This window comes from Vibrio sp. CB1-14 (genome assembly GCF_040412085.2).
GTDB classification, from domain to species: domain Bacteria; phylum Pseudomonadota; class Gammaproteobacteria; order Enterobacterales; family Vibrionaceae; genus Vibrio; species Vibrio chaetopteri.
This window is the reverse complement of record NZ_CP115920.1, coordinates 2,337,322-2,361,784: the sequence shown is the minus strand read 5'-3', so window position 1 is coordinate 2,361,784 and position 24,463 is coordinate 2,337,322. Positions and strand designations below refer to the sequence as shown.

The following is a 24,463-nucleotide window of genomic DNA, read 5'->3' as shown; positions in this document are numbered from 1 at the left end:
ATGTCAGCAACTAAGTCAGAAGCATATGGGTTAGGGTTTATAACTGATGAGCAGCTATTTGAGCATGTGAAAGATACGGTTCTTAAGTACCGATTCAAAATCAACCTGTCGCAGTTTAATAAGAACTTACTTGACCCAATCAAACTTACCTTTGATTCAAAGATTTATGGCAAGACGATACCTGAAATCATTGAATCTGAGTCTATTCGTCAGATTGACAAGTCAAACACCAATCACATCGGCTATTTTCATCAAAATATATTTAAATTTTTTGATGGCTGGGAAGTGCCAGAGCAAGGCTTTGATACGATTAACTCAGAGCTAAATATCTATGCGGAGCTAAAAAATAAGCATAACACCATGAACTCGGCTTCATCACAGAAGACCTACATGAAAATGCAAAACAAAATTGTCCGCGATGATAAGGCTGTCTGTTACTTAGTTGAGGTTATTGCTAAGAATAGCCAAGATATTCCTTGGGCAATCAGTTTGGATGGTGAAAAGATCAGTCATAAAAACATTCGAAGAGTATCAATGGACAAGTTCTATGAGATCGCTACGGGTGATGCTCATGCCTTCAAGAAACTATGTCAGGTATTACCTAGGGTGATTGACGATGTCGTCGCTGAAGCCAAGCTTGGAAAAATCGAGAATACGGTTTTCACTGAATTGGAAAACATTTCTGACGATGTGCTAAAAAGTATCTATCTGCTTCCATTTGAGCAATATGAAGGCTTTGACGAGATCAATTTTTCTTGAGCAAAAAAAAACACCAGCCGAAGCTGGTGTTTTTCGCGTTCTTACAACTGAATTACTCAGCAGCAACAACTTGTAGTGCGATAGTTGCGAAAACTTCAGAGTGAAGTTGAACGCTGATCTCGAACTCGCCAGTTGTACGTAGAGCGCCTTCAGGAAGACGAACTTCGCTTTTAGCAACTTCAACGCCTGCCGCAGTGATTGCGTCAGCGATGTCACGAGTACCGATAGAACCGAATAGTTTGCCTTCGTCACCCGCTTTAGAAGCGATAACAACAGCTTCAAGAGCGTTAACTTTCTCAGCACGAGCTTCAGCAGCAGTTAGTTGCTCAGCAACTTTCGCTTCTAGTTCAGCGCGACGAGCTTCAAACATTTCAACGTTGTTCTTAGTTGCCATTACAGCCTTACCTTGTGGGATAAGGAAGTTACGAGCGTAACCAGATTTAACGTTAACTGTATCGCCAAGACCACCTAGGTTACCGATTTTATCAAGTAGAATAACTTGCATTGTTTAATCCTCTTTTCTAAACGGTGCCGATTACTGATGCTTATCAGTGTACGGAAGTAGTGCTAGGTAGCGTGAACGCTTGATAGCGCGAGCTAGCTGACGCTGGTATTTAGCACTTGTGCCAGTGATACGGCTAGGTACGATTTTACCAGATTCAGTAATGTAGTTTTTTAGAGTTGTTACGTCTTTGTAATCAATCTCTGTAACGCCTTCTGCAGTGAAACGGCAGAATTTACGACGACGGAAGAAACGAGCCATGGGCTATCTCCTGATCTAAATTAAAGTCTTAAAGTCGGCAGTGGAGAACCACCACCAAGTACTAAATGAGTAAAAAATTACTCTGCAGATGCTTCTGGCTTAGCTTCTGTACGCTCTTCACGACGTGGAGCACGCTCAGAACGCTCTTCTTTCTGCTTAAGCATGATAGAAGGCTCAGTAACAGCTTTTTTAGTACGCATGATCATGTTACGTAGAACTGCATCGTTAAAACGGAAAGCAGTTTCTAGCTCATCAATCGCTTCTTGTGGCGCTTCAACGTTCATTAGAACGTAGTGTGCTTTGTGAAGCTTGTTGATTGGGTAAGCCATTTGACGGCGGCCCCAGTCTTCTAGACGGTGGATAGTACCGTTAGCTTCAGTGATTGAACCAGTGTAACGCTCGATCATGCCAGCAACTTGCTCGCTTTGATCAGGGTGCACCATGAATACGATTTCGTAGTGACGCATTGGTTGCTCCTTACGGATTATTAGCTTCCACAGTTGGTCGGTCGTCCAGAGGAAGCAAGGAACGAATAATAAGACCGAAAATGAGCGGCGATATTACAAGAAGTTGCTGCGTTAAACAACTAAGTATTTAGGTATTTATCTGGATAGACCATTGGCCTTGGTGGCATACGTTATACTTCCGCCAGTTTTTAAATTAATAGTGTCGTTGTATGTTTCTAACACCTTATATTTCAAGAGAAAATTCGAAGTTCCAGTTCACTCGTCAACAAGCTAGCCATTTTGCTAAAAAAGTCGCTGGGGATTTCAATCCTATCCACGATGAAGACAGCAAGCGCTTTTGTGTGCCGGGCGATCTGCTTTTTGCAGCCTTGCTAGATAAAGAAGGCATTAGCCAAAAGATGCGTTTTGAATTCTCTGGAATGGTCAACGACGGTGTTGAACTCGAAGTACAGCGTAACAGCAACAGTGAATCTGTGGTTGTCGATGATAATGGCAAAGAGTATCTGCGTTTCTCTCACTCAGGTGAGCAAAGCCGTTCTGCTGAGTTTATTGAACACGTGGTATCGAACTACGTGCAATTCTCTGGCATGAACTTCCCGCACATTATGGTGCCACTGATGCAGGAAAAGCAGATGATGATCAACTCCCAGCGCCCGCTGGTGATTTACGAGAGCATGGAAGTGGAGTTTTCTCGTTTAGATCTGACGCACCCAGAGGTTGAGTTTAGCGGTGCAACGTTTGATATTGAAGGTAAGCGCGGTACCGTGACACTGAACTTTAACTTTAAAGAAGACGGCATTGTCATTGGTAAAGGCGTCAAGCGAATGGTGGCTAGCGGTCTTAAACCTTATTCGGATGAGGCGATTGATGACTTAGTCGAACGATTCAACGCTCGCAAAGATGCTTTCCTAATGCAGTTGGCGGCTTAACTGGCTCTAAGTATCAAATTTTGCTAGTCTATTTCGGATGACATCAACCTGCCCGGATGATGAATCATTAGAGGGGGAGCGCAATGCTCTTCCTCTTTCCAAGGAAAAGGACGCATGACCCCTAGTAAAACTAAAACTTCATTTTATCGCCGCTTGTATCTCGCTTATCTTATTGATTCTGGCTACAACACCATCCCAAAGATCCAATCTAGCATCGAAATTCCACGCCGCACGGCTCAAGACACGATTAATGCCTTACATGAGCTTGATATCGAGTGTGAGTTCACTGGGGCGCTGAAAAATGGCCACTATCAAATTGTCTCTTGGGGGCCTTTTGACTCTGGCTGGGTTAAAGAAAACGCCGAGCGTATGGCGCAAACCCTAGGCTATTTGAAAAAGTAGAGCGACTGGCAACCTTAAACGTAACCACTTAGCGCGGAACTTTGATGACAGTCAGAGCTTTTGGCAGGTAGTCTGCACTTTTAAAAACAGGTAGAATAGTCAACCCGAACAAATGAGAGCTGTATGTTTGTACAGTCCTTGTCTACTGTTGGAAGCGTCATTGTTATGATGTCCAAAGAGAAGAAAATGAATTTTAGTGTTGAAGTATTAGCGGATATCCTGTCCCAATCTAAATCGACCATGGAAGCACGTATTCGTCGTGGCGAATTAAAACGCTGCGAAGAGTCTGGCACCATTGGGCTTGACCAAGTTGAACATCACCCAGAGATCCAGTCGATGGTTCAAACCCTTTGGGATGATGAACGCGCTGTGAAACCATTGCGACCTTACAAACTGGTCGAGCTGTTCGCTGGTGGTGGCGGCCTTGCGATTGGCATGGAACAAGCAGGTCTTGAGAGTATTCTTCTTAACGAAATGGACAAGCACGCCTGTGCGACGTTGCGCCATAACCGACCAGATTGGAATGTGATTGAAGGCGACATTGCTAAAGTGGATTTCACCCAGATTGAAGAAGAGGTGGATATTCTTACTGGCGGCTTCCCATGTCAGGCATTTTCTTATGCAGGTAAGAGCCTAGGTTTTGAAGATACGCGCGGTACTTTGTTTTTCGAAATGGCGCGTGCCATTAAAGAAACTCAGCCAAAAGTATTCTTGGCAGAAAACGTAAGAGCACTGCTTACTCACGACGATGGTCGCACCCTAGAAACCATTAAAAGCGTCATTGATGAACTCGGTTATGAGTTGGTTGAGCCGCGTGTACTCAAAGCGATTTTCTATAAAGTTCCACAAAAACGTGAACGCTTGATCTTGGTCGCTATCCGAAAAGATCTGGCGCAAAAAGTTAAGTTTCATTGGCCTTCACCTTATCGCAAAGTGATGACGCTTCGTGATGCATTTTACGCGGGTGAACTTTACGACACGGATGTACCTGAGTCAGAAGGCCAGCATTACCCAGAGCGCAAACGCGAAATCATGGAGCATGTACCGCAAGGTGGCTACTGGCGCGATCTGTCAGATGATCTGCAGCGTGAATACATGGGAGGAAGCTACTTCCTAGGTGGTGGTAAGACGGGCATGGCAAGACGTCTCTCTTTGGATGAGCCGAGTTTGACTCTCACCACGTCTCCAGCACAAAAACAAACGGAACGCTGCCATCCTATTGAAACGCGCCCGCTTCAAGTAAGAGAGTACGCACGTATTCAGACTTTCCCGGACAATTGGGAGTTTAAAGGCTCGAAGAACGCTGCGTATAAGCAAATTGGTAATGCGGTACCGGTGAATATGTCTAAAGCGTTAGGGCATTCACTGGTAAGGCTACTTAACGATATAGAATCTCTTGAGCAGCCAACCACTGGCAACGCGTAATAACGAGTAGTACCCAATAGTTAACAAGGAAGCCTTTTGGCTTCCTTGTTTGCATTTAGCGATAATGTTGTATGTCCAAACAAAGACGCTTGGGGCTTTTATGATTCCAGTAAAGTCTCTGGAACATTGGGTTTCTTAGGTCAAAGACGTAACTGCCAGAAGAGTCGCCTTTGGTGTAAAGAGTGTCTTTGTCATAACCTTTTGAGGTGATGTTCTTCAGTTTGTTTGTCGTAGGGTTGACTAGTCTCGGTTCAAAGTTTTCAAGATAGTCATACCACGCTTTGTGTTCTGGCTCATCGCGTGAGTATTCAGGTGGTTTTCGAAATTCTTCCTTGTACCAATGAATGGGCACTTGATAGTCACGTTCGAACTGACGCAATTGGGAGAAGTTCACCTTCCATATCCCCGCTAATTGTCCAACTTCAAAGACTTCGTCGTTGTAGCACTTTTGCCCGTTTTGCACAGAATAGCGTTGCATTGTTTTGGCTGCCCACTTCACCCAAACATAGATGGTGACGTCTGTACCTTGCTCAAGCAGTTTGTTGTAATGTAGAGAGTCTTTTAAATCCATGGTGAGTGCGTATTGAGGGTCGATACCGTAGTTCTGCGCTATAAACAGTGGTGACGCCTTGGTTTTCAGTTCAGCGACGAGCTTCTCGTTTACGATCAAGTCGGGGTGATAAGGGTTGGCTTCCTTCGCGGGATGGATGGCGATACGCTCTTCAGACTGAATAAATCCGTTGTCTTGCAACTTTTTAAAGGTTTTTACGAACAAGCTCTCTTGATTCTCCCCTTGCGCACAGGCAAAAGACTTGTTGTTCAGCTCAGCGAAGCTGATTTCGTTATTTTCAAAATCCTTTAGCTCATACGGCATAGTTAACTCACTTTCCCTAGTCTAAGTGCGGCAAGATAGAGGTTTCTATTTGGTTGATATCAGGTTAATCCGATTCAATGCACAGTCGCAAACCCTAAGGTGTGTGACTTGTTTGATATGTATCGAGAAATATGAGGCTTTTGGTGATGATGTTATCAGAAGGGTGTCGATAGGCCCGAAACGGGCACTATCCTATTCAACAGTTGGAAATTATTTTGAGTCTAAACAGGCTAGAAGGTAAACCCGGCCATAAAGCTTAGCGTTGTTGCATCAAAACCTGAGTCGAGTGTTTTGCCGTCAACATTGATGGTATCGATACCGGCTAAGTGTGCGTGTACATTGAGTGAAAAACGATCGCTTACATGGTAGCCAAGACCGACGAAAGGTTGGTATTTACGCTCGTTGATATCGTAAATGATATCTGAATTCCCGTCCGTGCCATAAACATCTTCACTGATGTTGACGTTCATTTGAGCAATGCCGAGTTTGAGCGCCAAGCCGTCTAACATTCCGTCATTAAATCGGTAACCAGTGTATAGACCGTAATGCTGTGCCGATTTTTTGCTGGTAAACGTTGGGTTGGTAATGCCTGGGTAAGTGCCTGTCTGACTGTTGCTTTCGTCGGAAGAGCCAAAATTAAACTGGCCGCCGATAATAAAGTTATCGTAGACGATGGTTTCTATGCCGCCAGCAAAACCTTTATGGCTGTCGACGCCAAGTAGAAACTGTACCGGGCTTGCGTAACTGGTAGCGGATGCGAGGAGCGTCAGTGTAAGAGTGATACGAGAAAGGGACACTGTAATTCCTTTTGAGTCTATTGAACTGTTTATAGGCTAGAACGGCAAATACTTCGTTGCAATACAAAAAAGTGAGTTTTGTACGGTATCGCATATAACTAAGTAAAAATGCCCGGTTTATAAACTAAAACACCAACCGCAATGGTTGGTGTTTTCTAGCTTATTGGCTAGGCGCAATAGCAAGCCTGAATTCGATGACTTAAATTAGAAGATTAGTGACCAGCGAACTTAACGCGGATCTTGCTGCCAGCAAACATGGTTAGGTTTAGCTCTTTAATTGCCACCTTTGCTTCTTCAACTTCAGGCATAGTTACAAACGCGAAGCCTTTCGACTTTCCTGTCTCTTTGTCTAGTACGAGTGTGCACTCGGTAACTCGGCCGTACTCACGGAACTGAAGGCGTACATCGTGCTCTGTGGTTTCGCGAGATAGGTTGCGTACTAAGATTTGCATAATTGACCATCTGTAATCAAGGGTGAATAACGGGCGGATTGTCGCAGGTTATGCCTTTGAAACCAAGTGATTCCTGCCCGTTTCATCGATTTTCTTACCTTCTTTACATGACTTCAGTCTTTTTGCACAAAGGCTAAGGCGTGATGTCACTGAAGCTCACCGCCTGTACCTTCCCATTCTTGAGCGATGTGGTCTTGTTCACTTTGCCTTGGTAATAATATGGCGTGAAGCGTGGGAGTGGCTTGTCGCTGACGGCGTAATACAGTGTCACTGGGTTATGATTGAGTGAACCCGATGTAAGGGTGCCAATGAGTGCATGTTCAAATTGGTGATAGCCATTGCCCCAATGGAACGCTTTTGTCGACTTAGGGTTCAGACCCACACCGCCATACTTATGGTCAACCCATACATCCATAAAGCCAGAGGTGGTATAACCGAGTGGCGCTTTGACTTTGCCAGCGTCCATAGAAAGCGTCATAGCGGCTTGGTCAAGCTCTGCCCATTCCCAAGAAGAGCTGCCACCACTGTTTGGTCTACTTTGCCATGTCGGGATGGTGGTTCCTTTTAACGCTTCTTGCTGCTCTTTGGGGAAGAAATCGGCGACATATTCAAATGGCATGTTGTACTGGGCTCTTTCTAGTGTTACTTCCATGCCTTGCTTAGCGAAGGTCTCCCAGTCTGGCTTATCCAGGAGCTGGGCGGTGAGATAGGTCATCCAATACGCTTTAATGGTATGACCGAAGTCATTATGTTTCGCGCTAGGCTGCATCACGGCTTTGTGGTGTATGGCTCCGTAGAATCGCTGCTCATCATCGGCGTGATAATCATTGACTAAGATTTGTGTTAGCCACTCGAGATCCGCTAGCCATTTGGTTTTATGAGGCTCGGGAAGTAGAGGGGCGACTAGGAGCATGTAGCCATTGATTTGATCAAGCTGTGCGACCAGTTCGTGTTGTTTGGCGCTTTGGTCATCGCCATCTTCCAATACCCAGGCTAGGCCGACGTCGTCATTGAGTTTGTATTTATCGAAGATGAACGCTTGCTGTTCGACGAGTGCTTTCTCTACCTTAGGGTCGCGCGTTAGGTAGTAATACATGGCAAGGCCAACAAGGGCGTAAGCTTGGTCTTGGGAGGTGCGTTGTGTCCACTTTAGACCCGGCTTATCGTCTTCGGTGAACGAGATAAATCCACCATTCTCGGCGTCTTGAAGTTGGTCAATGAGGTAGTAAGCCCCGTCTTTGGCAAGTTCGAGCGCTTTAACATCGCCGGTAAGATGAAAAAGAACGCCATAAGCGTAAGTCTGGCGTGACTTCATACGTGTGTATTCGCGCCCAAAGTGAGGGATGATCCAGCCGTGTTGCAGCTCTGGGCAGACGTTGGATATGTCTAATAACTCTCCATTATCGCAGCGAAATGTTGGGAAATTGCCGACGGGGACACCTTGCGCTGCTTCATGCATCCAGTAAGGAGCGAGACCTTGCTTGGCGTGTGTTAGCCACGCTTGTGTGCTCGGAAAGGTATCTTCTGGTGTCACTGACGATGCTTGTGACGCCATCGCACCACACGAGGCTGCGATAGACAGAGCTAAAATAGAGGTGCGAAGAGAATAAGACAACATGACGTATCCTTTTTTTTATAAGTGTTTGAATTGCTGAAACTATAGCGCCATAACACCTATACAAACTGTTGTGCAGTTCAAGAGTTTTACAATGAAAAAAGCCAAGCAGGGGGAGCTTGGCTTGGAGGTCACGCTTTATCAAGCGCTGGTTTTGGAGAAGGTTGGTCGTTTGCCGGTGACATCTTTGATTTTCATAATCAGAATGATGGAGGCGAGCAATAAGGTGATGGCGTTGGCAATGATGATTGGTGGGTCAGTCACTAATACACCATACGCAAGCCAAAGCGCGACACCGGTGACGAAGATTGAATACATTGCTAGTGAGATGGATTGGGTATCTCGGGTCTTGAATATGTGCAGCACTTGAGGAATGAAAGAACAAGTGGTGCAAAACGCTGCGATATAGCCGAGTGTGGTGATACTCAACATATTATTGCTCCAGAATGGATGTGTTGTTAAAGCAATAGAACCCTTAGCCACCGTCATTCCTGTGAAGACAAGAATCTACTTGAGGCTTGGTGTGCGCTTAAAGAAGACCCCTGCCTGCGCAGGGGTGACGACTAAATTGGGTCTTTACAATACCTCTCAACACCGTCATTCCTGTGAAGACAGGAATCTACTTAAGGCTTGGTGTGCGCTTAAAGAAGACCCCTGCTGCGCAGGGGGGGACGACTAAATTGGGTCTTTACAACCCTCAACACCGTCATTCCTGTGAAGACAGGAATCTACTTGAGGCTTGGTGTGCGCTTAAAGAAGACCCCTGCCTGCGCAGGGGTGACGATAAATTTGAGTTAGTGAAACTGGCTAAACACCAATTACTTCATCTCAACCCAGTATTCTTTGTTCGCTTCAATCAGGTCATCCAAAATCGCTTTCGCAACCGTTGCGCTTGGAATCGTCGCTGACAGCGTTAGCGCTTGCCATAGTTTTTGGTAAGAGCCCTCAACGTGCGCTTCCACTACCAGCTTCTCAACCGAAACTTGTTGGCTCATCATGCCTTTTTGGAACTCAGGAATCGCGCCAACTTGCAGCGGCTTCGCACCTGTGTTGTCGACGATACATGGGATTTCTACCATGGCTGTTGGGTCAAAGTTCGCGATGGCGCCGTTGTTTGGAACGATGAGCAGCATGCGCTCTTTGGTGTTGAATGCAATCGCTGTTGCTAGGTCAACAATGTAAGACGCGTGCTCTTCGACTTCGATGGTTGTGTCTACCGCTGTGCCAGCGGCAATGATGCGGTGACATTCTGTGAACACTTCTTTTTCACGGCCTTCCATCACTTCGTTTGCACGAGTGAACTCTTTGTTAGAGTGCTCTACTACGTAGTCTGGGTACATGTAGTACTTGAGGTACGTGTTTGGAATCGTTTCTGGGTCAAGTGCGTACACGTCACGAACTTTGATGAAGGTTTGCTTCCAAGATTCGTCAGTGTGCTGTGCACCGTTCATTGCGCTTGGTGGCAAGTAGCCGTTCTCTTTGATGTACTCTTTGATGCGTGGCATCAAGTCTTCACCCGTTTTCGCATCTTTGAACTCTTTCCACCAACCGAAGTGGTTTAGGCCGTAGTACATGATGTCGAACTGTTTGCGGTCTTCGTAGCCAAGGATCTCTGCAATACGAGTTTCGATACCAATTGGCATGTCACAGATGTTAAGCACTTTTGAGTTAGGGCGCATTACGCGGCACGCTTCAGCGACGATAGCTGCTGGGTTTGAGTAGTTCAGCATCCAAGCGTTTGGCGAGTATTTTTCCATGTAGTCAATCATTTCGATAACTGCAGGGATTGAGCGAAGGCCATAAGCCACACCGCCAGCACCACAGGTTTCTTGGCCTACACAGCCGTGGCGTAGAGGAATTTTCTCGTCTTGCTCACGCATTGCGTAAAGACCAGCACGAATATGAGCCATACAGAAGTCGATGTCTGTGAATGCTTCTTCAGGATCGGTGGTGTATGAGAACTCAATGTGCGGTGCACGCTCTTTTAGCAAGATTTTGCACGCTTCAGCGATAGTCTCTTGGCGCTGAGCGAAGTTGTCGTAGAATTTCAGTTTGCGGATTGGAAAACGCTCTTGGTTTTCAAGCAGCATCATAACGATGCCAGGAGTGAAAGTTGAGCCGCCGCCTGCGATAACTACTGAGAATTCTTTTTTCATGATATGCCTCACTTGGACTAGGGCGGTACGCTACCGCCCTTTGGTAGTATGTTGTTATTATCTGTTTTGTTTACGTTATTGGACTAGATGGATTATCTAGGTATTGCTATTCGTTTCTCTTGGACTAAGTGACCGGAGCCAGTGTCATGTCGACAGTTTTAGAAGCGCTGTAGATTTTTTCGCACTCTTCTCTAAGCTGAGGGACATTCAGTCCGATGATGACTTGGATGGCTTTACCGTTTTTCACGAGGTTCACCGCACCAGTTTCCATAAAGTATTCTGCTGTTTGAACTTTGCTTGGGTCTTTGACCGTGACGCGAAGTCTGGTCGCACAGTTACTTAGATCTTCGATGTTATGAACGCCGCCCAAACCTTCGATGGTTTCTACTGCTTGGATTTGTAGTGGGGTTGCTGTACCTGCACCACCTTTACCAGTAATGCCGTGTTTCTCATTGAAGTCTTTTTTAGTGTGCAACTTCATTTCTGCTTCGCCGCGACCTGCAATTGGCACATCAAACTTGACGATGAGGTATTTGAACGTCACGTAGTAGATGGCTGTGAAGCACAGACCGATAGCAATTTGAGTCACGACCATGCCAGTGTGGTTGCCCAGTAGTGGGATCCAGTTACCTGTTGCAAATTCAATCAAGCCACCACCCATGTTGCCGACCACACCAAAGGTGTACATCACCATCGCCATAGTGCCTGCAAGAATCGCGTGGATTGCGAATAGCCAAGGCGCGATGAATAGGAAGGTAAACTCAAGTGGTTCAGTGATACCTACCAATACTGCGGTTAACGTTGCTGGGATAAGAAGTGCCGCAACTTTTTGACGGTTTTCAGGTTTTGCGGTGTGGTACATTGCTAGCGCAATACCAGTACAACCGAAGATCTTAGAGTTACCGTGCAGTGCAAAGCCGCCAGCAGGGAAGAGATCTTTCATTGATTGGGTTGATTGCGTGAACGCCTCTAAGTTAGTAAACCAGTCAACCGTGATGCCATTTGGCGTCGCTACGTTACCGAATACAAATGGTGCGTAGACGAAGTGGTGCAGACCTGTCGGGATCAAGATGCGTTCTAGGAAGGTGTATAGCCACACACCGAATGAACCTGAGCTAACTAAGAAACCTTGCAGGTTAAGAATGCCGTGCTGGATTGAAGGCCAGATGTAAAGCGTTAACCAAGCCGCTGGCAGCATGGCAAAGAATGAAATCATGGCAACAAATGACGCACCTTGGAAGATACCTAGATAAGCAGGTAGCTGTTTTTCAAAAGTACGGTTGTGGATCCAGGTAACAAAACCAGAGATGATGATGGCACCAAAGATACCAGTGTCCAGCGTTTTAATACCTGCAATTTCAGTCAGACCCGATGTACCACCAATCGCTTGAGAGAAATCGACATCGAAGAACTCACCCCAGAATCCACCCATCGCACCAACAAAGTAGTTGAAGGTTAGGTAGGAAACCATGACCACCATAACGGCACGAGCATGAGCGGTTTTAGCAAGGCCAATCGGCAGGCCTACGGCAAAAAGTAGCGCCATGTTACGGAAGATAGTCCAGCCACCTTCTTCAATGACTTGTAAAACTTGATAGTACAAACCGTCTTTATCAGCGAGGTCGCCAACAAAGATGGGGTTTTTGAGAACAATGGTCAGTCCCACTAAGATCCCGACAAAAGGAAACAGCAAAACTGGGGTAAACATTGCTCCACCTAAGCGTTGTATAGCACTTAACATGGAAGGGTCCTTTTTGTTATTGGTATAGATTTTTGTTTTTGTAATTCTTGTGTCTCTCGACAGGTCTTAAGTTACTCCTGAAAATAAAACATAACAAATCAATAATAAGTAAATTGTGATTGAGTACAAATAAAGCATGTATTATGTGATTTGGAGCATAAAAAGAGACCTATAAAGGATGTTTTGTGGCGATAGCGCTGAGTTGTGACGAGGTTAGTACGATTGGTTATTGATTTGTACTTTTAGTGGTGATAGCGTGGTACCTAAGAGGTGAAAACATGTTATACAAAAAGGTAATGCAGGATTTAAAGTCCCGCATTGACTCAGAAGAGTTCGCCATTGGCGATACCCTCCCTACCGAGCGAGATCTTATCGACGCCTATTCAGTGAGTCGTATTACGGTGCGCAAGGCGATAGAAGAACTAGTGAAGCTGGGCTTGGTTGAGAAGCGCCAAGGCGCAGGCTCTACGGTTATCGGTAAGACCATGACTGGCTCGATGTCGAATTTGCGTAGCACTAGCGAATACATGAGTGATGCAGGGACTAAGCTCGAGTACAAAGTGGTCGAGTTTACTCTGATGGATCCTGATGAAGAGGTGGCTGCTGCGCTAAAAATTGGCTCCGATGAGAAAGTGTATTTTATCCGCCGCTTTAAGCTGATAAATGGCGTCCCTTCCATTTACGAAGACTCATTCATGCCAGTCGCTATGTTCCCGCAAATGAACATCATGTCTTTGCAAGGCTCGAAGTACCAATATCTTGAAAAAGAGTTGGGCTTGCATATAGACGGTGCACTCCAGGATTTTGAAGCGGTTATGCCAGACGAGCACTTATGCGAAGTGTTTGAGCTATCTCCAGAGGTGCCTATTATTCGCCTTCTTTCGACAGGTAAGCTCAGCGATGGCAGCATCTTTGAATACACTAAGCTGTACTTCAAACCGAACACGTATTCGTACAAGCATTATCTAAAGCGCTAACCAGACCAATGCCGAGGAATTCTTCTTGGCATTGATTCCTACACTCCTTTCTTGACTCTCTCATACCTAACTCTATACAAAGCATTACAGGCCTTGACAGCATAAATATATAGACTAATTGTTGAAGTGCGGGCTCCAATTCTCCTTATTTATGAATTCATGGGGAATTTACAGAGAATTGACTTAGTATGCTTTTCTCATACGCTCAACCTGAGTAAAGTTTGCCGCCAAACCCCTGAAATTAACCGAATCCAAGGGCGTCTATGCTGTCTACAATTCTTCATTTCGACCAATCAACAAACACTCCAACTGATATTGCTCGCTCACATCGCGCTGCGTTGATCTGGTGTTTTGTGTACGCTGTGGCTTGGTCATTGGTTTCTTATCACCTTGATCCAACAGTGCCTTATGATGCTGTTGAGGCGTTAAACTGGGACAGCAATGGAGAGTGGGGCAGCCCAAATAACCCATGGTTTGTGGGTTTTGTAGCGCGTATTTTGCTGATTTCATCGTCTACGGAGTTTGCATCGGCATTTTGGTATGTAGGCCACTTTAGTGTGGTTGCTGTAGGTATGCTAGGTTGCTACCGTTTGGCGTATAAGCTGACGGACTCAATCGCGTTAGCTTGGCTTGGTATGCTGACATTGAACTTGTCAGGGGTCATCAATTTCGATGCCATTCCTTACAATGATAACTATCTTCTGTTTGGCTCTTGGTCTTGGCTACTGCTGATGTTCGTTAAGGCTGTTTACGAAGACTCAAGATGGTGGATCCCGTATGGAATTTTGGCAGGCTGCTCGGCGATGGCGAAATACACCACGTTTGCACCTGTCGCGATGGTCTTCATTTTAAGCTTGGCAGTACCGAGCGTCCGTCGTAACTGGAGCGATCGTAATTTCTATATTGGTATCGCGGCTTTTCTCGCTTTGGTCACTCCAAACTTCTTTTGGATGTTTGCTAATAATTTCTCTTCGGTGAAATGGGTGAGCGGCCAAGTTTCGGCTCAACTTAGCCCGGGCAGTTGGCTGGCGCTTCTGTCGGTCTTTTACCCGCTTATTTTACTTGCAGGTTTGCTAGGTAAACGTGGTCTGCGCTTTACTAAAAATGTACCGGAAAAGGTTTGGCTAACTACATTTGTTTTGCTGGCACCGCTGGTGGTGATTATGGCGTGGTTTACGTTCCATAAAGGCGGCCGACTCGTTGAGTGGTTGCATCCATTCTTTATGCCAGCACCGGCGGTATTGGTCGCGTTTTTAGCCAAAGATGTGATTGGTCAGCTGTCACGCGCATACAAAGTTCTGGTGACAATGGCGCTGCTGATGATCGTTGGTTACAGCTCAGTTATGGTTTGTAACGTACGCAATGCAGGCCAGAATTTTGAAGGCGTTAAAGTGTTAGCGCATGATGCAGAAACATTCTGGTATGAGAACACGGATAAGCCCCTCAAGCTGGTGGGCGGCGCAGAAATCTCAGAATGGATGACATTCTACATCGCACCGCACCCAGAAATGTCAAACCGCTGGAGCAACGAGACGCTACCGAATGTTTACAACCGCCATGTCACAGCGGGAAAGATTGAATCACAAGGTGTGTTGTTGCTGAGTCATGTAGGTGAAGGTTGTGAAGGTCAGACGTTTAGACGTTTTACTGAAGAATGACCGCAGTTTGAAGTGACAGTGACTAAGCAGATTGCCTATCAAGATTCTTCTCAAGAGCCGGTACAGCAGATTTGCTTGGGGATGATAGCGCCGAAAGAGTGATTTAGTTTTGGCGATGCGACGATAGGAGCGAGCCTGTAGTTCTCCCCCTTAATAAGGGGGAGTTAGAGGGGGGTGCTCTTGATTTTTTCTCATTAATTTAATGTGTTACAGAGATAAAAACGAAGAGCAAAGAGCACCCCTCCCAGCCTCCCCTTATTAAGAGGAGGAGCAAACTGGCTCACTGCGTGTCGCCTGATCTAGAACCAACGCCCACCATCAAGCCACTTTGATCCCATCCAAATGCTGCTTGCACTGCGCTCTTGCGGTACCAAAAAATGCTTGCAGATAATGTTTATCCTTTTCCCCATTGCGAACAGCTGCAAACAGTCTGCGCCATAGTCCTTCACCTAATGGCTTGCTGGTGATCAAGCCTTGACGGGAAAACTCACTGACTGCCCAGTTTGGTAGAGCGGCTACACCAAGACCAGCAGAGACCATTTGTACCAACATTAGAGTGTTGTCCGCTTGTTTCCACTTGTTTGGCTCTACGCCTGCTGGCGTGAGGAAGTGTTTAACGACATCTAGGCGCTGCTTTTGCACCGGATAAGTCAAAAGGGTTTGGTCCGCTAGATCGCTTGGCTCGATATGATCTTTTCCTGCCAAAGGATGAGAGATTGAGGTAACAAGGCGCATTTCGAAGTCGAATAGGGGTTCGTAGTGGATTTCTGAGCGTGGTTGGATGTCTGACGTGATCACCAAATCCAGCTCTCCGCCTACGAGAGCGGGGATGGGTTCAAAGCCAAAGCCTGAGGAGAAATCCAACTCAACATGTGGCCAAGCAAGTTGATACTCTTTCAGGGCTGGCATTAACCATTGGAAGCAAGAATGGCAGTCGATAGCCATATGGAGGCGACCGTTAACGTCTTCTTTAAGTCCGGCTAAGTCACCTTCGGCTTGGGCGATGCGTGGTAGAACGTCGTTAGCGAGATTAAGCAGGATCTCGCCTTCAGAGGTGAATTTCACTGGTCGAGTTTTGCGAATGAATAGTGGCGAGCCAATACGAGCCTCGAGATCTTTCAGTTGATGAGAGAGTGCTGATTGCGTTAGGTGCAGCGAGGTTGCGGTAGCGGTTAGTGAGCCGGTATCGCGCAGTGATGCCAGTGTTTTTAAGTGTTTAAGCTCTATCATGAAAATCCCTCATCCTTAATCCCTTTCCATTAACTTACCGTGCTTTAGGGTATAAGTAAACGTCTAGACGTCTAAATGATGTTTTCTTATTGCATGAGAAAGATTCATATTCTTTGTGAATGAATTGCGATTGTTCATATTGCTTTGCTGGGTGATGCTTTAGCCATCCAGACTGCTAATGAATAAAAAGGACAACATCATGACAGCGACTCATATTCTTGGTTACCCGCGTATCGGTGAAAAGCGTGAACTGAAATTTGCTTTAGAACAGTATTGGCGTGGCGAACTTGACCAGCAAGGCTTGAAGCTGGTCGCTGCTAAAATCCGTAAACAAAACTGGGAACGCCAAAAACAAGACGGCCTCGACTACGTAACCGTCGGTGACTTTGCATGGTACGACCATGTACTTGGTACCAGTCTTCTTTTAGGTCACGTGCCAAAGCGACACAATAACGGTTTCCCCGATCTAGACACGCTATTTCGTATTGGCCGAGGTCAGTCTCAAACGGATTGTGGCTGTGCTGGGGAAGCCGCTTCGGATATGACTAAGTGGTTTAACACCAATTACCACTACATTGTTCCAGAGTTTTCCTCAGAAGATCAGTTTAAAGTGAGTTGGACTCAGCTGTTCGATGAAATTAATGAAGCGCAGCAGCAAGGTCATAAAGTGAAGCCGGTACTGCTTGGTCCGTTGAGTTACCTTTACCTGGGTAAAGAAGTAGAACAGGGCTTTGATCGCCTGTCACTACTACCACGAGTACTGACTGCTTATCAGGCTATTTTCGCTAAATTTGAAAAACTCGGCATTGAATGGGTACAAGTGGATGAACCTATCTTAGCGCTGGAGCTTGAAAAGCCGTGGTTGGACAGCTTTAAGCTCGCCTATCAGGTGATCCGCAGTGATGTGAAAGTGCTGCTTGCGACCTACTTTGACTCCGTTGTGGACTCACTTGACGCGATTGTTGAGCTTGAGGTTGACGGTTTACATGTTGATGCCGTTGCCGCGCCAAACCAATTGGATGAAGTGGTTAATCGTCTGCCAAGTGATTGGGTGCTGTCAGCGGGTATCATCAATGGTCGTAATGTTTGGCGTGCCAATCTGCACAGCGCTTTGCAGACATTAAAGCCAGTAAAAGCAACCTTGGGTGAGCGCCTTTGGGTGGGGTCTTCATGTTCTTTGCTCCACAGCCCTGTGAATGTTGAGTTGGAAACTAAGTTGCCGCAAGGTACCGAAAACTGGTTCTCGTTTGCCAAGCAAAAAGTATCCGAGGTCTCTTGGCTTGCCAAAGCACTTGATGGTGATAAACAAGCAATAGAGCACTGCGCCCAGTATGGTCAACCTATCTTAGATCGTGCTCGTTCAACGTGGGTGAATAAACCCCAAGTTCAAAGCCGTGTCGCGACGCTAGCTTCTACCCATGGCGACCGCAGCGCTCCGTATGCTGAGCGTGCCCATCATCAACAAGAAGTACTTAAGTTACCTAAGCTCCCAACGACGACGATTGGCTCGTTTCCTCAGACTGCCGAAGTGCGTAAAAGCCGCGCCGCTTTCAAGCGTGGTGATATCACCATCGCGGAGTATGAATCACTCATGAAAGGATTCATCAAAGATACCGTGAAGCGCCAAGAGGCGACGGGTCTGGACGTGCTAGTGCACGGGGAAGCTGAGCGTAATGATATGGTGGAGTACTTTGCCGAGAACTTATCGGGCTTCCAAACCACAGAATTTGGCTGGGTACAAAGCTATGGTTCGCGCTGCGTTAAACCGGCAATTGTCGTCGCTGATATTGAGCGTGATAAGTCAATTACTGTGGATTGGTCTACCTATGCGCAATCACTGACTGATAAACCAATGAAGGGCATGCTAACTGGACCTGTGACCATTTTGTGCTGGACCTTCCCGCGTGAAGATGTCTCTCGTGAGACGATTGCCAACCAATTGGCGTTTGCGTTGCAAGATGAAGTCGATGCGCTGCAGCAAGCAAGCATCAATATCATTCAAATTGATGAGCCTGCGATTCGTGAAGGCCTGCCGCTGAAAAAACGCGACCATAAAGAATACTTAAACTGGGCGGTTAAGGCGTTCAAGGTTTCAGCCGCCAGTGCAAAGCCTGAAACACAGATTCATACTCACATGTGTTACAGCGAGTTCAACGAGATCATTGAGTCGGTGGCGGATTTGGATGCTGATGTGATTACGATTGAGACGTCTCGCTCAAACATGGAGCTATTGAACGCGTTTGAAGAGTTTAACTATCCGAATGAAATAGGCCCTGGCGTTTACGATATTCACTCTCCAAACATTCCCAGCGTTGAGTGGATTGAACAGTTAATTGAAAAAGCAGCGAAGCGTATTCCTGTAGAGAGATTATGGGTTAACCCAGATTGCGGTCTAAAAACGCGTAACTGGGAAGAGGCAGAAGCCTCGCTAACGAATTTAGTACAAGCGGCGAAGAATCTGAGGGAGCGTTTATTGTAATTGGGTTTAGATTGCAGAAAAGAAAAGAGGCTTGCAGATGCAAGCCTCTTTGTTTGATTGATAACGGATTATAGCCGTTTGGCTACTGCGGTAGCGGCTTTTCACAATACTGCTGATTGACAATTTGGTCGATCATCAACTGACCGCGAGCGTTACGGATCATAATGCGATAGCCAAGTCCAAGTTCTAGATTGGCTTTGACTTCGCGATCGGTGCAGTAGTAGTTCATGCTATTACGTAGAACTTGATCTAACGGCAGTGCACCTTTGGCATCGGTGTTATAAATCATCATGATTTCAACAATGCCTTTGCTTGCCGATGCTTTCATAATTGAGAGCGGGCCTTGCTCAATCGGTAATCCGGAGGAAATAACGCTCGCTCGGCTTTGCGCTAACAGCTCGAGTTTACGGCGTTCATCGTCGCCATTGCTTGAACAACCAGCCAGCGCGGTAAGCGCAGCGATTGCTAGCCAACTTAATGTTTTTTTCATTGTGCTATTTATCGCTTTTAGAATACTTTCTTGAATGGTTTGACGATTACGTTCTCATAAACGCCGGCTTCAATGTATGGATCGGCATCTGCCCATGCTTGTGCAGCGTCTAGTGAGTCAAACTCTGCAATGACTGTGGATCCTGTAAACCCAGCTTCACCTGGATTATCACTATCAATGGCAGGCATCGGACCTGCGGTCAATAGACGACCTTCGTCTCTAAGTGCTTGAAGTCTTTCTAGGTGCTGTGGGCGTACACTCAGACGCTTTTCTAGCGAGTTCTCGACATCTTGAGAAAAAATAACGTACCACATATTTGTATCCTTCAAATAGTTCAGTAACTTAATTGTTCTATAAGATGTCATTTTTTCACTGAAAAGTCATCGTTGGCCGTTGCTTAATTTGGATTAATTGGACGTGGGCGCCCATTTGCATCAATTGCTACGTAGTTAAAGGTTGCGTCACAGACTTGATAACGTTCACCAACACCTTCGACGCTGACAGGTTTCACCCATACATCCAAGTTAATGGACATAGAAGTATTACCAATTTTGGTGCACTCACCGTAGCAGCAAACAACGTCACCGACCTTAACTGGGTGCTTAAACGTAATACTCGATACAGACACAGTAACAATTCGACCGTGAGAAATCTCTTTGGCAAGAATACCGCCCGCCAAGTCGAGTTGAGACATGATCCAACCACCGAAAATATCGCCATTGGCGTTGGTGTTTTCAGGCATTGCCAGCGTGCGAATGATTAACTGGCCTTTAGGAGTGTTCGATGTTGTATTTGTCATGTTTATTGTCTTCCAGAAACAGCACAGCGACCCGTAGGTCGCTGATTCTTAATCGTTCGCGGAGTATACAAAAGATCCACCGGTGATCAAGGTGTATGATCTTGGTTCTCATTTTTAGAGGCTTTATCTTGCTCTTCGTTCGATGCGTCTTTAGGCATGTGTTTGTAGATGTAAATGCCAGTAAACACAGTAAAGAGCAGGGTTGCAGCCAACAATCCAAACACCTTGAAGTTGACCCAAACATCAAGGGGCAGGGCGTAGGCTACGTAAATATTAAGGCCCGCGCAGAACGAGAAAAAACCCACCCATGCGAAGTTAACTTTAGCCCAAACTCGCTCAGGTAGTGTGATCTCTTTGCCCAGCATGCCTTTAATCAAGCCACGTCCCATTGCGTGTGTCACGGCAAGCGCTATCGCAAACAGCGCGTAAACAATGGTTACTTTCCACTTAATGAAGTTGTCATTATGGAAGAACAAGGTCATACCACCAAAAACAGCGACCATCGCAAAGGTAATCAACTGCATCTTCTCGACAGTTTTGTATAGCCAATATGTTACTGCAACTTGCACTGCGGTGGCGATGATAAGCGCTCCGGTAGCGACGTAGATATCCTGCATTTTGTACAGAACGAAGAAAATAATCAGAGGGATGAAATCGAGCAACTGCTTCATGGCTCAGAAAGACCTTTTTATAAATTGAGTCGCTAGTGTAACCAAAAGCCGCCTAAGAGCAAACGGCTGTTATCTCTTGGAAACAAGAACACAGTTTTCAGTTCTCGTACTGACTAGCACGTCAATTGCACCATAAAGCAGCAGCTATTGATAAATTGGCGCCTGAAAATGTTTACAGAATGTTAAAGCTGAGTTTTTGCTCTATTCTTGAGTGTTGCGAAATTGTTGCATATGTTTTTACTTTCAATCGAACCTGTAGTAACTGATTGAATTATAAGTACTAACAATATCAATAACATTCAAGGAATACAGAATGAATCATGTAACACGTCAAGCTAGGTGGCTCATTGGAACCTCTACCGCTGTTATGGCGCTATCCGTCAACGCCGCAGAGTTTGTCGAGATGACAGATGCAACCAAGGCACAAGCGCTTATCGAAGCGCAGTTTAGTATCGCTCCTCAAGTAGATGCTTATACCGAAGTAAAGCGAGTAACGCTGCTTAATGGGAAGACTAAGGTAAAATATCAGCAGCTATATCAAGGGCTACCTGTCTATGATGCGACGATCACCTCAACCAAAGGAGAGCAGGGGATTTCTGAGGTTTATGGGGTGATGGCGCAAGGTTTAGCAAGTGATCTACCTGTTGTGAAACCGAATATATCCAGCGATGAAGCGCTGCAACTTGCAGAGCGTCATCACTTTAGTCTTCACCCGTCATTTGTTGATACGAAACCAGAGGTCGAGAACCGAGAACCGAAAATCGAAGTTGATGGTTCGCGTTGGTGAAGACCAAGTGGCACGCATGGTTTACCTAGTGGACTTTTTTGTCGCTGGCGATGAACCAGAAAGGCCGTTTATGTTTGTGGATGCAGAATCTGGTGACATTCTTGAGTCTTGGGATGGAATAAACCATGCGATGGCGACAGGGCCAGGCGGCAATGAGAAAACGGGTGCGTACTATTTTGGTCAGGACTTTCCTTCTATTTTGATGAGTAAGTCGGGGAATACCTGCACCATGTCGAACAGCAATGTTAAGACAGTCAACCTTAATGGCAGTACGTCAGGGTCTTCAGCGTTTAGCTATACCTGCAACGATTCAACCAACTATAACGACTACAAAACCGTGAACGGTGCTTATTCACCGATTAATGATGCGCAATATTTCGGTAATGTAGTGTTTGATATGTTCAAAGATTGGATGCAGACCGCACCACTCACGTTTCAGTTAACCATGCGTGTCCACTATGGTAACAACTATGAAAATGCCTTTTGGAACGGGTCATCCATGACTTTCGGTGACGGGCAAAACACCTTTTACCCTTTGGTTGATATTAACGTGAGTGCTCACGAGGTGAGCCATAGTTTTACTGAGCAAAACTCAGGATTGGTATACAAAAACATGTCTGGCGGTATGAACGAAGCTTATTCAGATATCGCCGGTGAAGCTGCAGAATACTACATGCGTGGCAGCGTCGATTGGCTGGTGGGCGCGGATATCTTTAAAGGAAATGGTGGATTGCGCTACTTTGATCAGCCATCTAAAGATGGCAAGAGTATCGATAATGCCTCGCAGTATTACGACGGGTTGAATGTGCATTACTCAAGCGGTGTGTTCAATCGTGCGTTCTACTTGCTAAGCACTAAGTACAATTGGGACATTAAGTCAGGTTTTCAGGTGTTTACACTAGCAAACCAAATGTACTGGGGAGCGAATAGTACTTTTGACCAAGGTGGCTGTGGTGTAGCGAAGGCCGCGGACGATCTGTCATTTAAACGCAGTGATGTCGTGAATGCGTTTGCGGAGGTTGGGGTGGATGCGAGTTGTGGCACTACGACGCCGACTCCTGGTAATGAACTGGTAATGGGTCAGCCGGTTACTGAGCTAAGTGGCAGCTACAACAGCACGGACTATTACACTTTTAGTGTCGATACGGACAAAATGGTGACGGTAGCGATCACGGGTGGTACTGGTGATGCGGATCTGTATGTGAAGAAAGGCGCGAAACCGACGACTTCCGATTTTGATTGTCGACCATACCGTGACGGCAACGTAGAGTCTTGCTCGGTAAGTGCGGTAGCAAATACCACTTATCATGTGATGCTGCGAGGTTACCGTGCTTACTCAAACGTGACGTTGTCGCTCAACTAGCAGCGGGTACTAGGTAAGTTTTTACACAGGACATAATAAAAAACGGGTTGTCCCTAAAGGTGACAACCCGTTTTGGTATTGAGTGTTAATACTAGGCTTGCTGTTTCTCAAGCTGTGCTTCTTGCTCAGCTTCTTCTTCAACCAATGCATCAACGATAACCGCACACGCAGCATCACCTGTGATGTTTAGCGCAGTACGAATCATGTCGAAGATACGGTCAAGAGCAAACAGAAGTGGTAGACCTTCGATTGGAATACCCGCAGCTAGTAGAACGGCTACAACAAGGAATGATGGACCAGGGACACCAGCTTGGCCAACTGCGCCCAATGTTGATGTCACGATGATCGCAATGTAAGCGCCCATTGAAAGGTCAATGTTGAACAGCTGCGCAAAGAAGATTGCCACTAGGCCGTAGTAGATAGCGTTACCAGACATGTTGATTGTCGCACCTAGCGGCAGAACAAACGATGCAGTTGAGTTCTTAACGCCAAGCTCTTTTTCAACGGTGTCCATTGTAACAGGAAGCGTTGCCATAGAAGAAGCCGTTGATAGGGCAACTGCCTGTGGCTTTTTCATTGCGCTGATGAACTTCTTCGCAGATGTCTTAGTGAACAGTTGTATCATCAGTGGGTAAGCAACGAAACCGAAGATTAGGATCGCGGCGATGTAAACCACGAACAGCTTGAACACGACCATTAGTGCGCCAAAGCCGAACGTACCTACCGCTTCTGCCATAAGACCAAATACACCGATTGGTGCGATGACCATTACCTTGTTGATCATCCAAACCATGACGTCAACGATCGCGTTTACACCGTTAAGTAGTGGGTCGCGGCGAGTAGATTCTAGCTTAGATAGACCGATGCCGAAGAACAGGCAGAACACTAGGATCTGAAGGATGTTTGCTTCATTTAGCGACTGGAAAACGTTGGTTGGGATCATACCAGTGACGGTAGCCCAGAAAGTGGGTAGTTCACCTTTTGAAGCGTACTCAGCTGAGAACATGCCTTCGATACCCGCTGTATCGATGTTCACACCTGGTTGGAATACTTCGCCCATGATCAGAGCAAGTGCGACTGCAAGTGCTGACGTTAGACCGAAGTAAGCAAGCGTTGTTACGCCAACTTTACCTGCATTGCTGCTGTTGCCAAGACCGGCTGCACCTGAGATCAAAGCAACTGCAACCAGTGGGATCACTAACATCTTGATTAGATTAATGAAGATAGTACCCAGTGGAGCAAACATAGAAGCAGATTCACCCATCATGGCACCGATAAAGGTACCGAGGATCATTGCAATCACGACTTGGACGCCAATGTTATTTAGCATCAACTTTTCTTTTAACACTTCCTTAACTCCTGTGCTGATTATTTGTCAAATCCTAGTGTAGTCTTCTATTTGAACGGTAAATATTAGACTAATCGTCGATGGCAATTTTTACACTTATTTAGCACTTTGCGCAACAGCAGAAACCGAAATCATGAGAAAAAGCGTGAAAAAACCGAATAAATGGTGAACGAATACCCGAAAGCAAACGTTTGCTATTGGTTTTGAGAATGATTAGCGGTTGAATTCTATATTGGGCAATGACTTTGACGGAGGTGGGTAGAACGAAATGTAAAAAGGTT

General features: G+C 46.0%; 23 protein-coding genes and 1 pseudogene. 8 read left to right on the top strand and 16 right to left on the bottom strand.

Annotation, left to right across the window (positions count from 1 at the left end):
• Positions 1-759: an Eco47II family restriction endonuclease gene (locus tag PG915_RS10690; protein WP_353496516.1), complete on the top strand. Its 759-nt coding sequence runs from the start codon at positions 1-3 to the stop codon at positions 757-759.
• A gap of 52 nt (positions 760-811) precedes the next feature.
• On the opposite strand, the gene rplI is transcribed toward PG915_RS10690, so the two are convergent.
• From rplI to rpsF, 3 genes are all read right to left on the bottom strand, one after another.
• On the bottom strand, positions 812-1,264 hold the full coding sequence (gene rplI / locus PG915_RS10685; RefSeq protein ID WP_353496515.1) for a 50S ribosomal protein L9: 453 nt from the start codon (positions 1,262-1,264) through the stop codon (positions 812-814).
• Between the two features lie 30 nt (positions 1,265-1,294).
• A complete protein-coding gene (gene rpsR, locus PG915_RS10680; protein WP_353496514.1) occupies positions 1,295-1,522 on the bottom strand; it encodes a 30S ribosomal protein S18 in 228 nt (75 codons plus the stop codon).
• A 77-nt stretch (positions 1,523-1,599) separates the two neighbouring features.
• Entirely contained in the window at positions 1,600-1,989 is a 390-nt protein-coding gene (gene rpsF, locus PG915_RS10675; RefSeq protein WP_353496513.1) for a 30S ribosomal protein S6, read from the bottom strand.
• A gap of 209 nt (positions 1,990-2,198) precedes the next feature.
• On the opposite strand from rpsF, the gene PG915_RS10670 reads away from it, so the two are divergent.
• From PG915_RS10670 to PG915_RS10660, 3 genes are all read left to right on the top strand, one after another.
• Positions 2,199-2,918 carry a DUF3581 domain-containing protein gene (locus PG915_RS10670; protein ID WP_353496512.1) on the top strand — a complete coding sequence of 240 codons (720 nt, stop codon included), beginning with the start codon at positions 2,199-2,201 and terminating at the stop codon, positions 2,916-2,918.
• 114 nt (positions 2,919-3,032) lie between these two features.
• Complete coding sequence (locus PG915_RS10665) at positions 3,033-3,320, top strand: helix-turn-helix domain-containing protein (protein ID WP_353496511.1); 288 nt, start codon at positions 3,033-3,035, stop codon at positions 3,318-3,320.
• A gap of 123 nt (positions 3,321-3,443) precedes the next feature.
• On the top strand, positions 3,444-4,745 hold the full coding sequence (locus PG915_RS10660; RefSeq protein WP_353496510.1) for a DNA cytosine methyltransferase: 1,302 nt from the start codon (positions 3,444-3,446) through the stop codon (positions 4,743-4,745).
• 55 nt (positions 4,746-4,800) lie between these two features.
• On the opposite strand, the gene PG915_RS10655 is transcribed toward PG915_RS10660, so the two are convergent.
• From PG915_RS10655 to PG915_RS10625, 7 genes are all read right to left on the bottom strand, one after another.
• Positions 4,801-5,619, bottom strand: coding sequence for a hypothetical protein (locus PG915_RS10655; protein WP_353496509.1), 819 nt, complete (start codon positions 5,617-5,619; stop codon positions 4,801-4,803).
• Between the two features lie 230 nt (positions 5,620-5,849).
• The gene (locus PG915_RS10650; RefSeq protein WP_353496508.1) at positions 5,850-6,416 is read right to left on the bottom strand and encodes an outer membrane beta-barrel protein; all 567 of its coding nucleotides are present in this window, start codon (positions 6,414-6,416) and stop codon (positions 5,850-5,852) included.
• Between the two features lie 212 nt (positions 6,417-6,628).
• The gene (locus PG915_RS10645; RefSeq protein WP_353496507.1) at positions 6,629-6,868 is read right to left on the bottom strand and encodes an RNA recognition motif domain-containing protein; all 240 of its coding nucleotides are present in this window, start codon (positions 6,866-6,868) and stop codon (positions 6,629-6,631) included.
• A gap of 133 nt (positions 6,869-7,001) precedes the next feature.
• Complete coding sequence (locus PG915_RS10640) at positions 7,002-8,423, bottom strand: N-acylglucosamine 2-epimerase (RefSeq protein ID WP_353498709.1); 1,422 nt, start codon at positions 8,421-8,423, stop codon at positions 7,002-7,004.
• 201 nt (positions 8,424-8,624) lie between these two features.
• Entirely contained in the window at positions 8,625-8,915 is a 291-nt protein-coding gene (locus PG915_RS10635) for a SemiSWEET transporter (RefSeq protein ID WP_353496506.1), read from the bottom strand.
• Between the two features lie 386 nt (positions 8,916-9,301).
• A complete protein-coding gene (locus PG915_RS10630; RefSeq protein WP_353496505.1) occupies positions 9,302-10,639 on the bottom strand; it encodes a 6-phospho-alpha-glucosidase in 1,338 nt (445 codons plus the stop codon).
• 124 nt (positions 10,640-10,763) lie between these two features.
• Positions 10,764-12,380 (bottom strand): alpha-glucoside-specific PTS transporter subunit IIBC, encoded by a 1,617-nt coding sequence (locus PG915_RS10625; RefSeq protein ID WP_353496504.1) that lies wholly within the window; start codon positions 12,378-12,380, stop codon positions 10,764-10,766.
• A 278-nt stretch (positions 12,381-12,658) separates the two neighbouring features.
• Between PG915_RS10625 and PG915_RS10620 the strand changes: the two genes are divergently transcribed.
• Together PG915_RS10620 and PG915_RS10615 are read left to right on the top strand one after the other, a co-directional pair.
• Positions 12,659-13,357, top strand: coding sequence for a GntR family transcriptional regulator (locus PG915_RS10620; RefSeq protein ID WP_353496503.1), 699 nt, complete (start codon positions 12,659-12,661; stop codon positions 13,355-13,357).
• A 263-nt stretch (positions 13,358-13,620) separates the two neighbouring features.
• Positions 13,621-15,015: an ArnT family glycosyltransferase gene (locus PG915_RS10615; RefSeq protein ID WP_353496502.1), complete on the top strand. Its 1,395-nt coding sequence runs from the start codon at positions 13,621-13,623 to the stop codon at positions 15,013-15,015.
• Positions 15,016-15,333: 318 nt separating this feature from the next.
• Here PG915_RS10615 and metR read toward each other — a convergent pair whose 3' ends face one another.
• Positions 15,334-16,245, bottom strand: a complete 912-nt coding sequence (metR, locus tag PG915_RS10610; RefSeq protein WP_353496501.1) for an HTH-type transcriptional regulator MetR — start codon at positions 16,243-16,245, stop codon at positions 15,334-15,336.
• Between the two features lie 199 nt (positions 16,246-16,444).
• On the opposite strand from metR, the gene metE reads away from it, so the two are divergent.
• Positions 16,445-18,724 carry a 5-methyltetrahydropteroyltriglutamate--homocysteine S-methyltransferase gene (gene metE / locus PG915_RS10605; protein WP_353496500.1) on the top strand — a complete coding sequence of 760 codons (2,280 nt, stop codon included), beginning with the start codon at positions 16,445-16,447 and terminating at the stop codon, positions 18,722-18,724.
• Between the two features lie 82 nt (positions 18,725-18,806).
• On the opposite strand, the gene PG915_RS10600 is transcribed toward metE, so the two are convergent.
• The 4 genes from PG915_RS10600 to PG915_RS10585 all read right to left on the bottom strand — a co-directional run bounded on the left by PG915_RS10600 (position 18,807) and on the right by PG915_RS10585 (position 20,684).
• The gene (locus PG915_RS10600) at positions 18,807-19,214 is read right to left on the bottom strand and encodes a GspS/AspS pilotin family protein (protein ID WP_353496499.1); all 408 of its coding nucleotides are present in this window, start codon (positions 19,212-19,214) and stop codon (positions 18,807-18,809) included.
• 17 nt (positions 19,215-19,231) lie between these two features.
• Positions 19,232-19,528, bottom strand: coding sequence for a YciI family protein (locus PG915_RS10595; protein ID WP_112461010.1), 297 nt, complete (start codon positions 19,526-19,528; stop codon positions 19,232-19,234).
• Positions 19,529-19,611: 83 nt separating this feature from the next.
• Complete coding sequence (yciA, locus tag PG915_RS10590) at positions 19,612-20,013, bottom strand: acyl-CoA thioester hydrolase YciA (protein ID WP_112461011.1); 402 nt, start codon at positions 20,011-20,013, stop codon at positions 19,612-19,614.
• An 86-nt stretch (positions 20,014-20,099) separates the two neighbouring features.
• The gene (locus tag PG915_RS10585; RefSeq protein ID WP_353496498.1) at positions 20,100-20,684 is read right to left on the bottom strand and encodes a septation protein A; all 585 of its coding nucleotides are present in this window, start codon (positions 20,682-20,684) and stop codon (positions 20,100-20,102) included.
• Positions 20,685-20,997: 313 nt separating this feature from the next.
• On the opposite strand from PG915_RS10585, the pseudogene PG915_RS10580 reads away from it, so the two are divergent.
• Positions 20,998-22,834, top strand: a pseudogene (locus PG915_RS10580) (M4 family metallopeptidase).
• A 91-nt stretch (positions 22,835-22,925) separates the two neighbouring features.
• Here PG915_RS10580 and PG915_RS10575 read toward each other — a convergent pair.
• Positions 22,926-24,164: a dicarboxylate/amino acid:cation symporter gene (locus PG915_RS10575; RefSeq protein ID WP_353496497.1), complete on the bottom strand. Its 1,239-nt coding sequence runs from the start codon at positions 24,162-24,164 to the stop codon at positions 22,926-22,928.
• Positions 24,165-24,463 lie beyond the last annotated feature (299 nt).

What these genes read in the sequence shown, in the direction of transcription:
- PG915_RS10595 (WP_112461010.1), bottom strand. Translation starts at nt 19,528, where the DNA reads ATGTGGTACGTTATTTTTTCTCAAGATGTCGAGAACTCGCTAGAAAAG.
- PG915_RS10575 (WP_353496497.1), bottom strand. Translation starts at nt 24,164, where the DNA reads ATGCTAAATAACATTGGCGTCCAAGTCGTGATTGCAATGATCCTCGGT.
- metE (WP_353496500.1), top strand. Translation starts at nt 16,445, where the DNA reads ATGACAGCGACTCATATTCTTGGTTACCCGCGTATCGGTGAAAAGCGT.
- PG915_RS10615 (WP_353496502.1), top strand. Translation starts at nt 13,621, where the DNA reads ATGCTGTCTACAATTCTTCATTTCGACCAATCAACAAACACTCCAACT.
- PG915_RS10620 (WP_353496503.1), top strand. Translation starts at nt 12,659, where the DNA reads ATGTTATACAAAAAGGTAATGCAGGATTTAAAGTCCCGCATTGACTCA.
- PG915_RS10655 (WP_353496509.1), bottom strand. Translation starts at nt 5,619, where the DNA reads ATGCCGTATGAGCTAAAGGATTTTGAAAATAACGAAATCAGCTTCGCT.
- PG915_RS10625 (WP_353496504.1), bottom strand. Translation starts at nt 12,380, where the DNA reads ATGTTAAGTGCTATACAACGCTTAGGTGGAGCAATGTTTACCCCAGTT.
- PG915_RS10660 (WP_353496510.1), top strand. Translation starts at nt 3,444, where the DNA reads ATGTTTGTACAGTCCTTGTCTACTGTTGGAAGCGTCATTGTTATGATG.
- PG915_RS10600 (WP_353496499.1), bottom strand. Translation starts at nt 19,214, where the DNA reads ATGAAAAAAACATTAAGTTGGCTAGCAATCGCTGCGCTTACCGCGCTG.
- rpsF (WP_353496513.1), bottom strand. Translation starts at nt 1,989, where the DNA reads ATGCGTCACTACGAAATCGTATTCATGGTGCACCCTGATCAAAGCGAG.
- yciA (WP_112461011.1), bottom strand. Translation starts at nt 20,013, where the DNA reads ATGACAAATACAACATCGAACACTCCTAAAGGCCAGTTAATCATTCGC.
- PG915_RS10665 (WP_353496511.1), top strand. Translation starts at nt 3,033, where the DNA reads ATGACCCCTAGTAAAACTAAAACTTCATTTTATCGCCGCTTGTATCTC.
- PG915_RS10635 (WP_353496506.1), bottom strand. Translation starts at nt 8,915, where the DNA reads ATGTTGAGTATCACCACACTCGGCTATATCGCAGCGTTTTGCACCACT.
- PG915_RS10670 (WP_353496512.1), top strand. Translation starts at nt 2,199, where the DNA reads ATGTTTCTAACACCTTATATTTCAAGAGAAAATTCGAAGTTCCAGTTC.
- PG915_RS10585 (WP_353496498.1), bottom strand. Translation starts at nt 20,684, where the DNA reads ATGAAGCAGTTGCTCGATTTCATCCCTCTGATTATTTTCTTCGTTCTG.
- metR (WP_353496501.1), bottom strand. Translation starts at nt 16,245, where the DNA reads ATGATAGAGCTTAAACACTTAAAAACACTGGCATCACTGCGCGATACC.
- PG915_RS10640 (WP_353498709.1), bottom strand. Translation starts at nt 8,423, where the DNA reads ATGGCGTCACAAGCATCGTCAGTGACACCAGAAGATACCTTTCCGAGC.
- PG915_RS10645 (WP_353496507.1), bottom strand. Translation starts at nt 6,868, where the DNA reads ATGCAAATCTTAGTACGCAACCTATCTCGCGAAACCACAGAGCACGAT.
- rpsR (WP_353496514.1), bottom strand. Translation starts at nt 1,522, where the DNA reads ATGGCTCGTTTCTTCCGTCGTCGTAAATTCTGCCGTTTCACTGCAGAA.
- rplI (WP_353496515.1), bottom strand. Translation starts at nt 1,264, where the DNA reads ATGCAAGTTATTCTACTTGATAAAATCGGTAACCTAGGTGGTCTTGGC.
- PG915_RS10690 (WP_353496516.1), top strand. Translation starts at nt 1, where the DNA reads ATGTCAGCAACTAAGTCAGAAGCATATGGGTTAGGGTTTATAACTGAT.
- PG915_RS10630 (WP_353496505.1), bottom strand. Translation starts at nt 10,639, where the DNA reads ATGAAAAAAGAATTCTCAGTAGTTATCGCAGGCGGCGGCTCAACTTTC.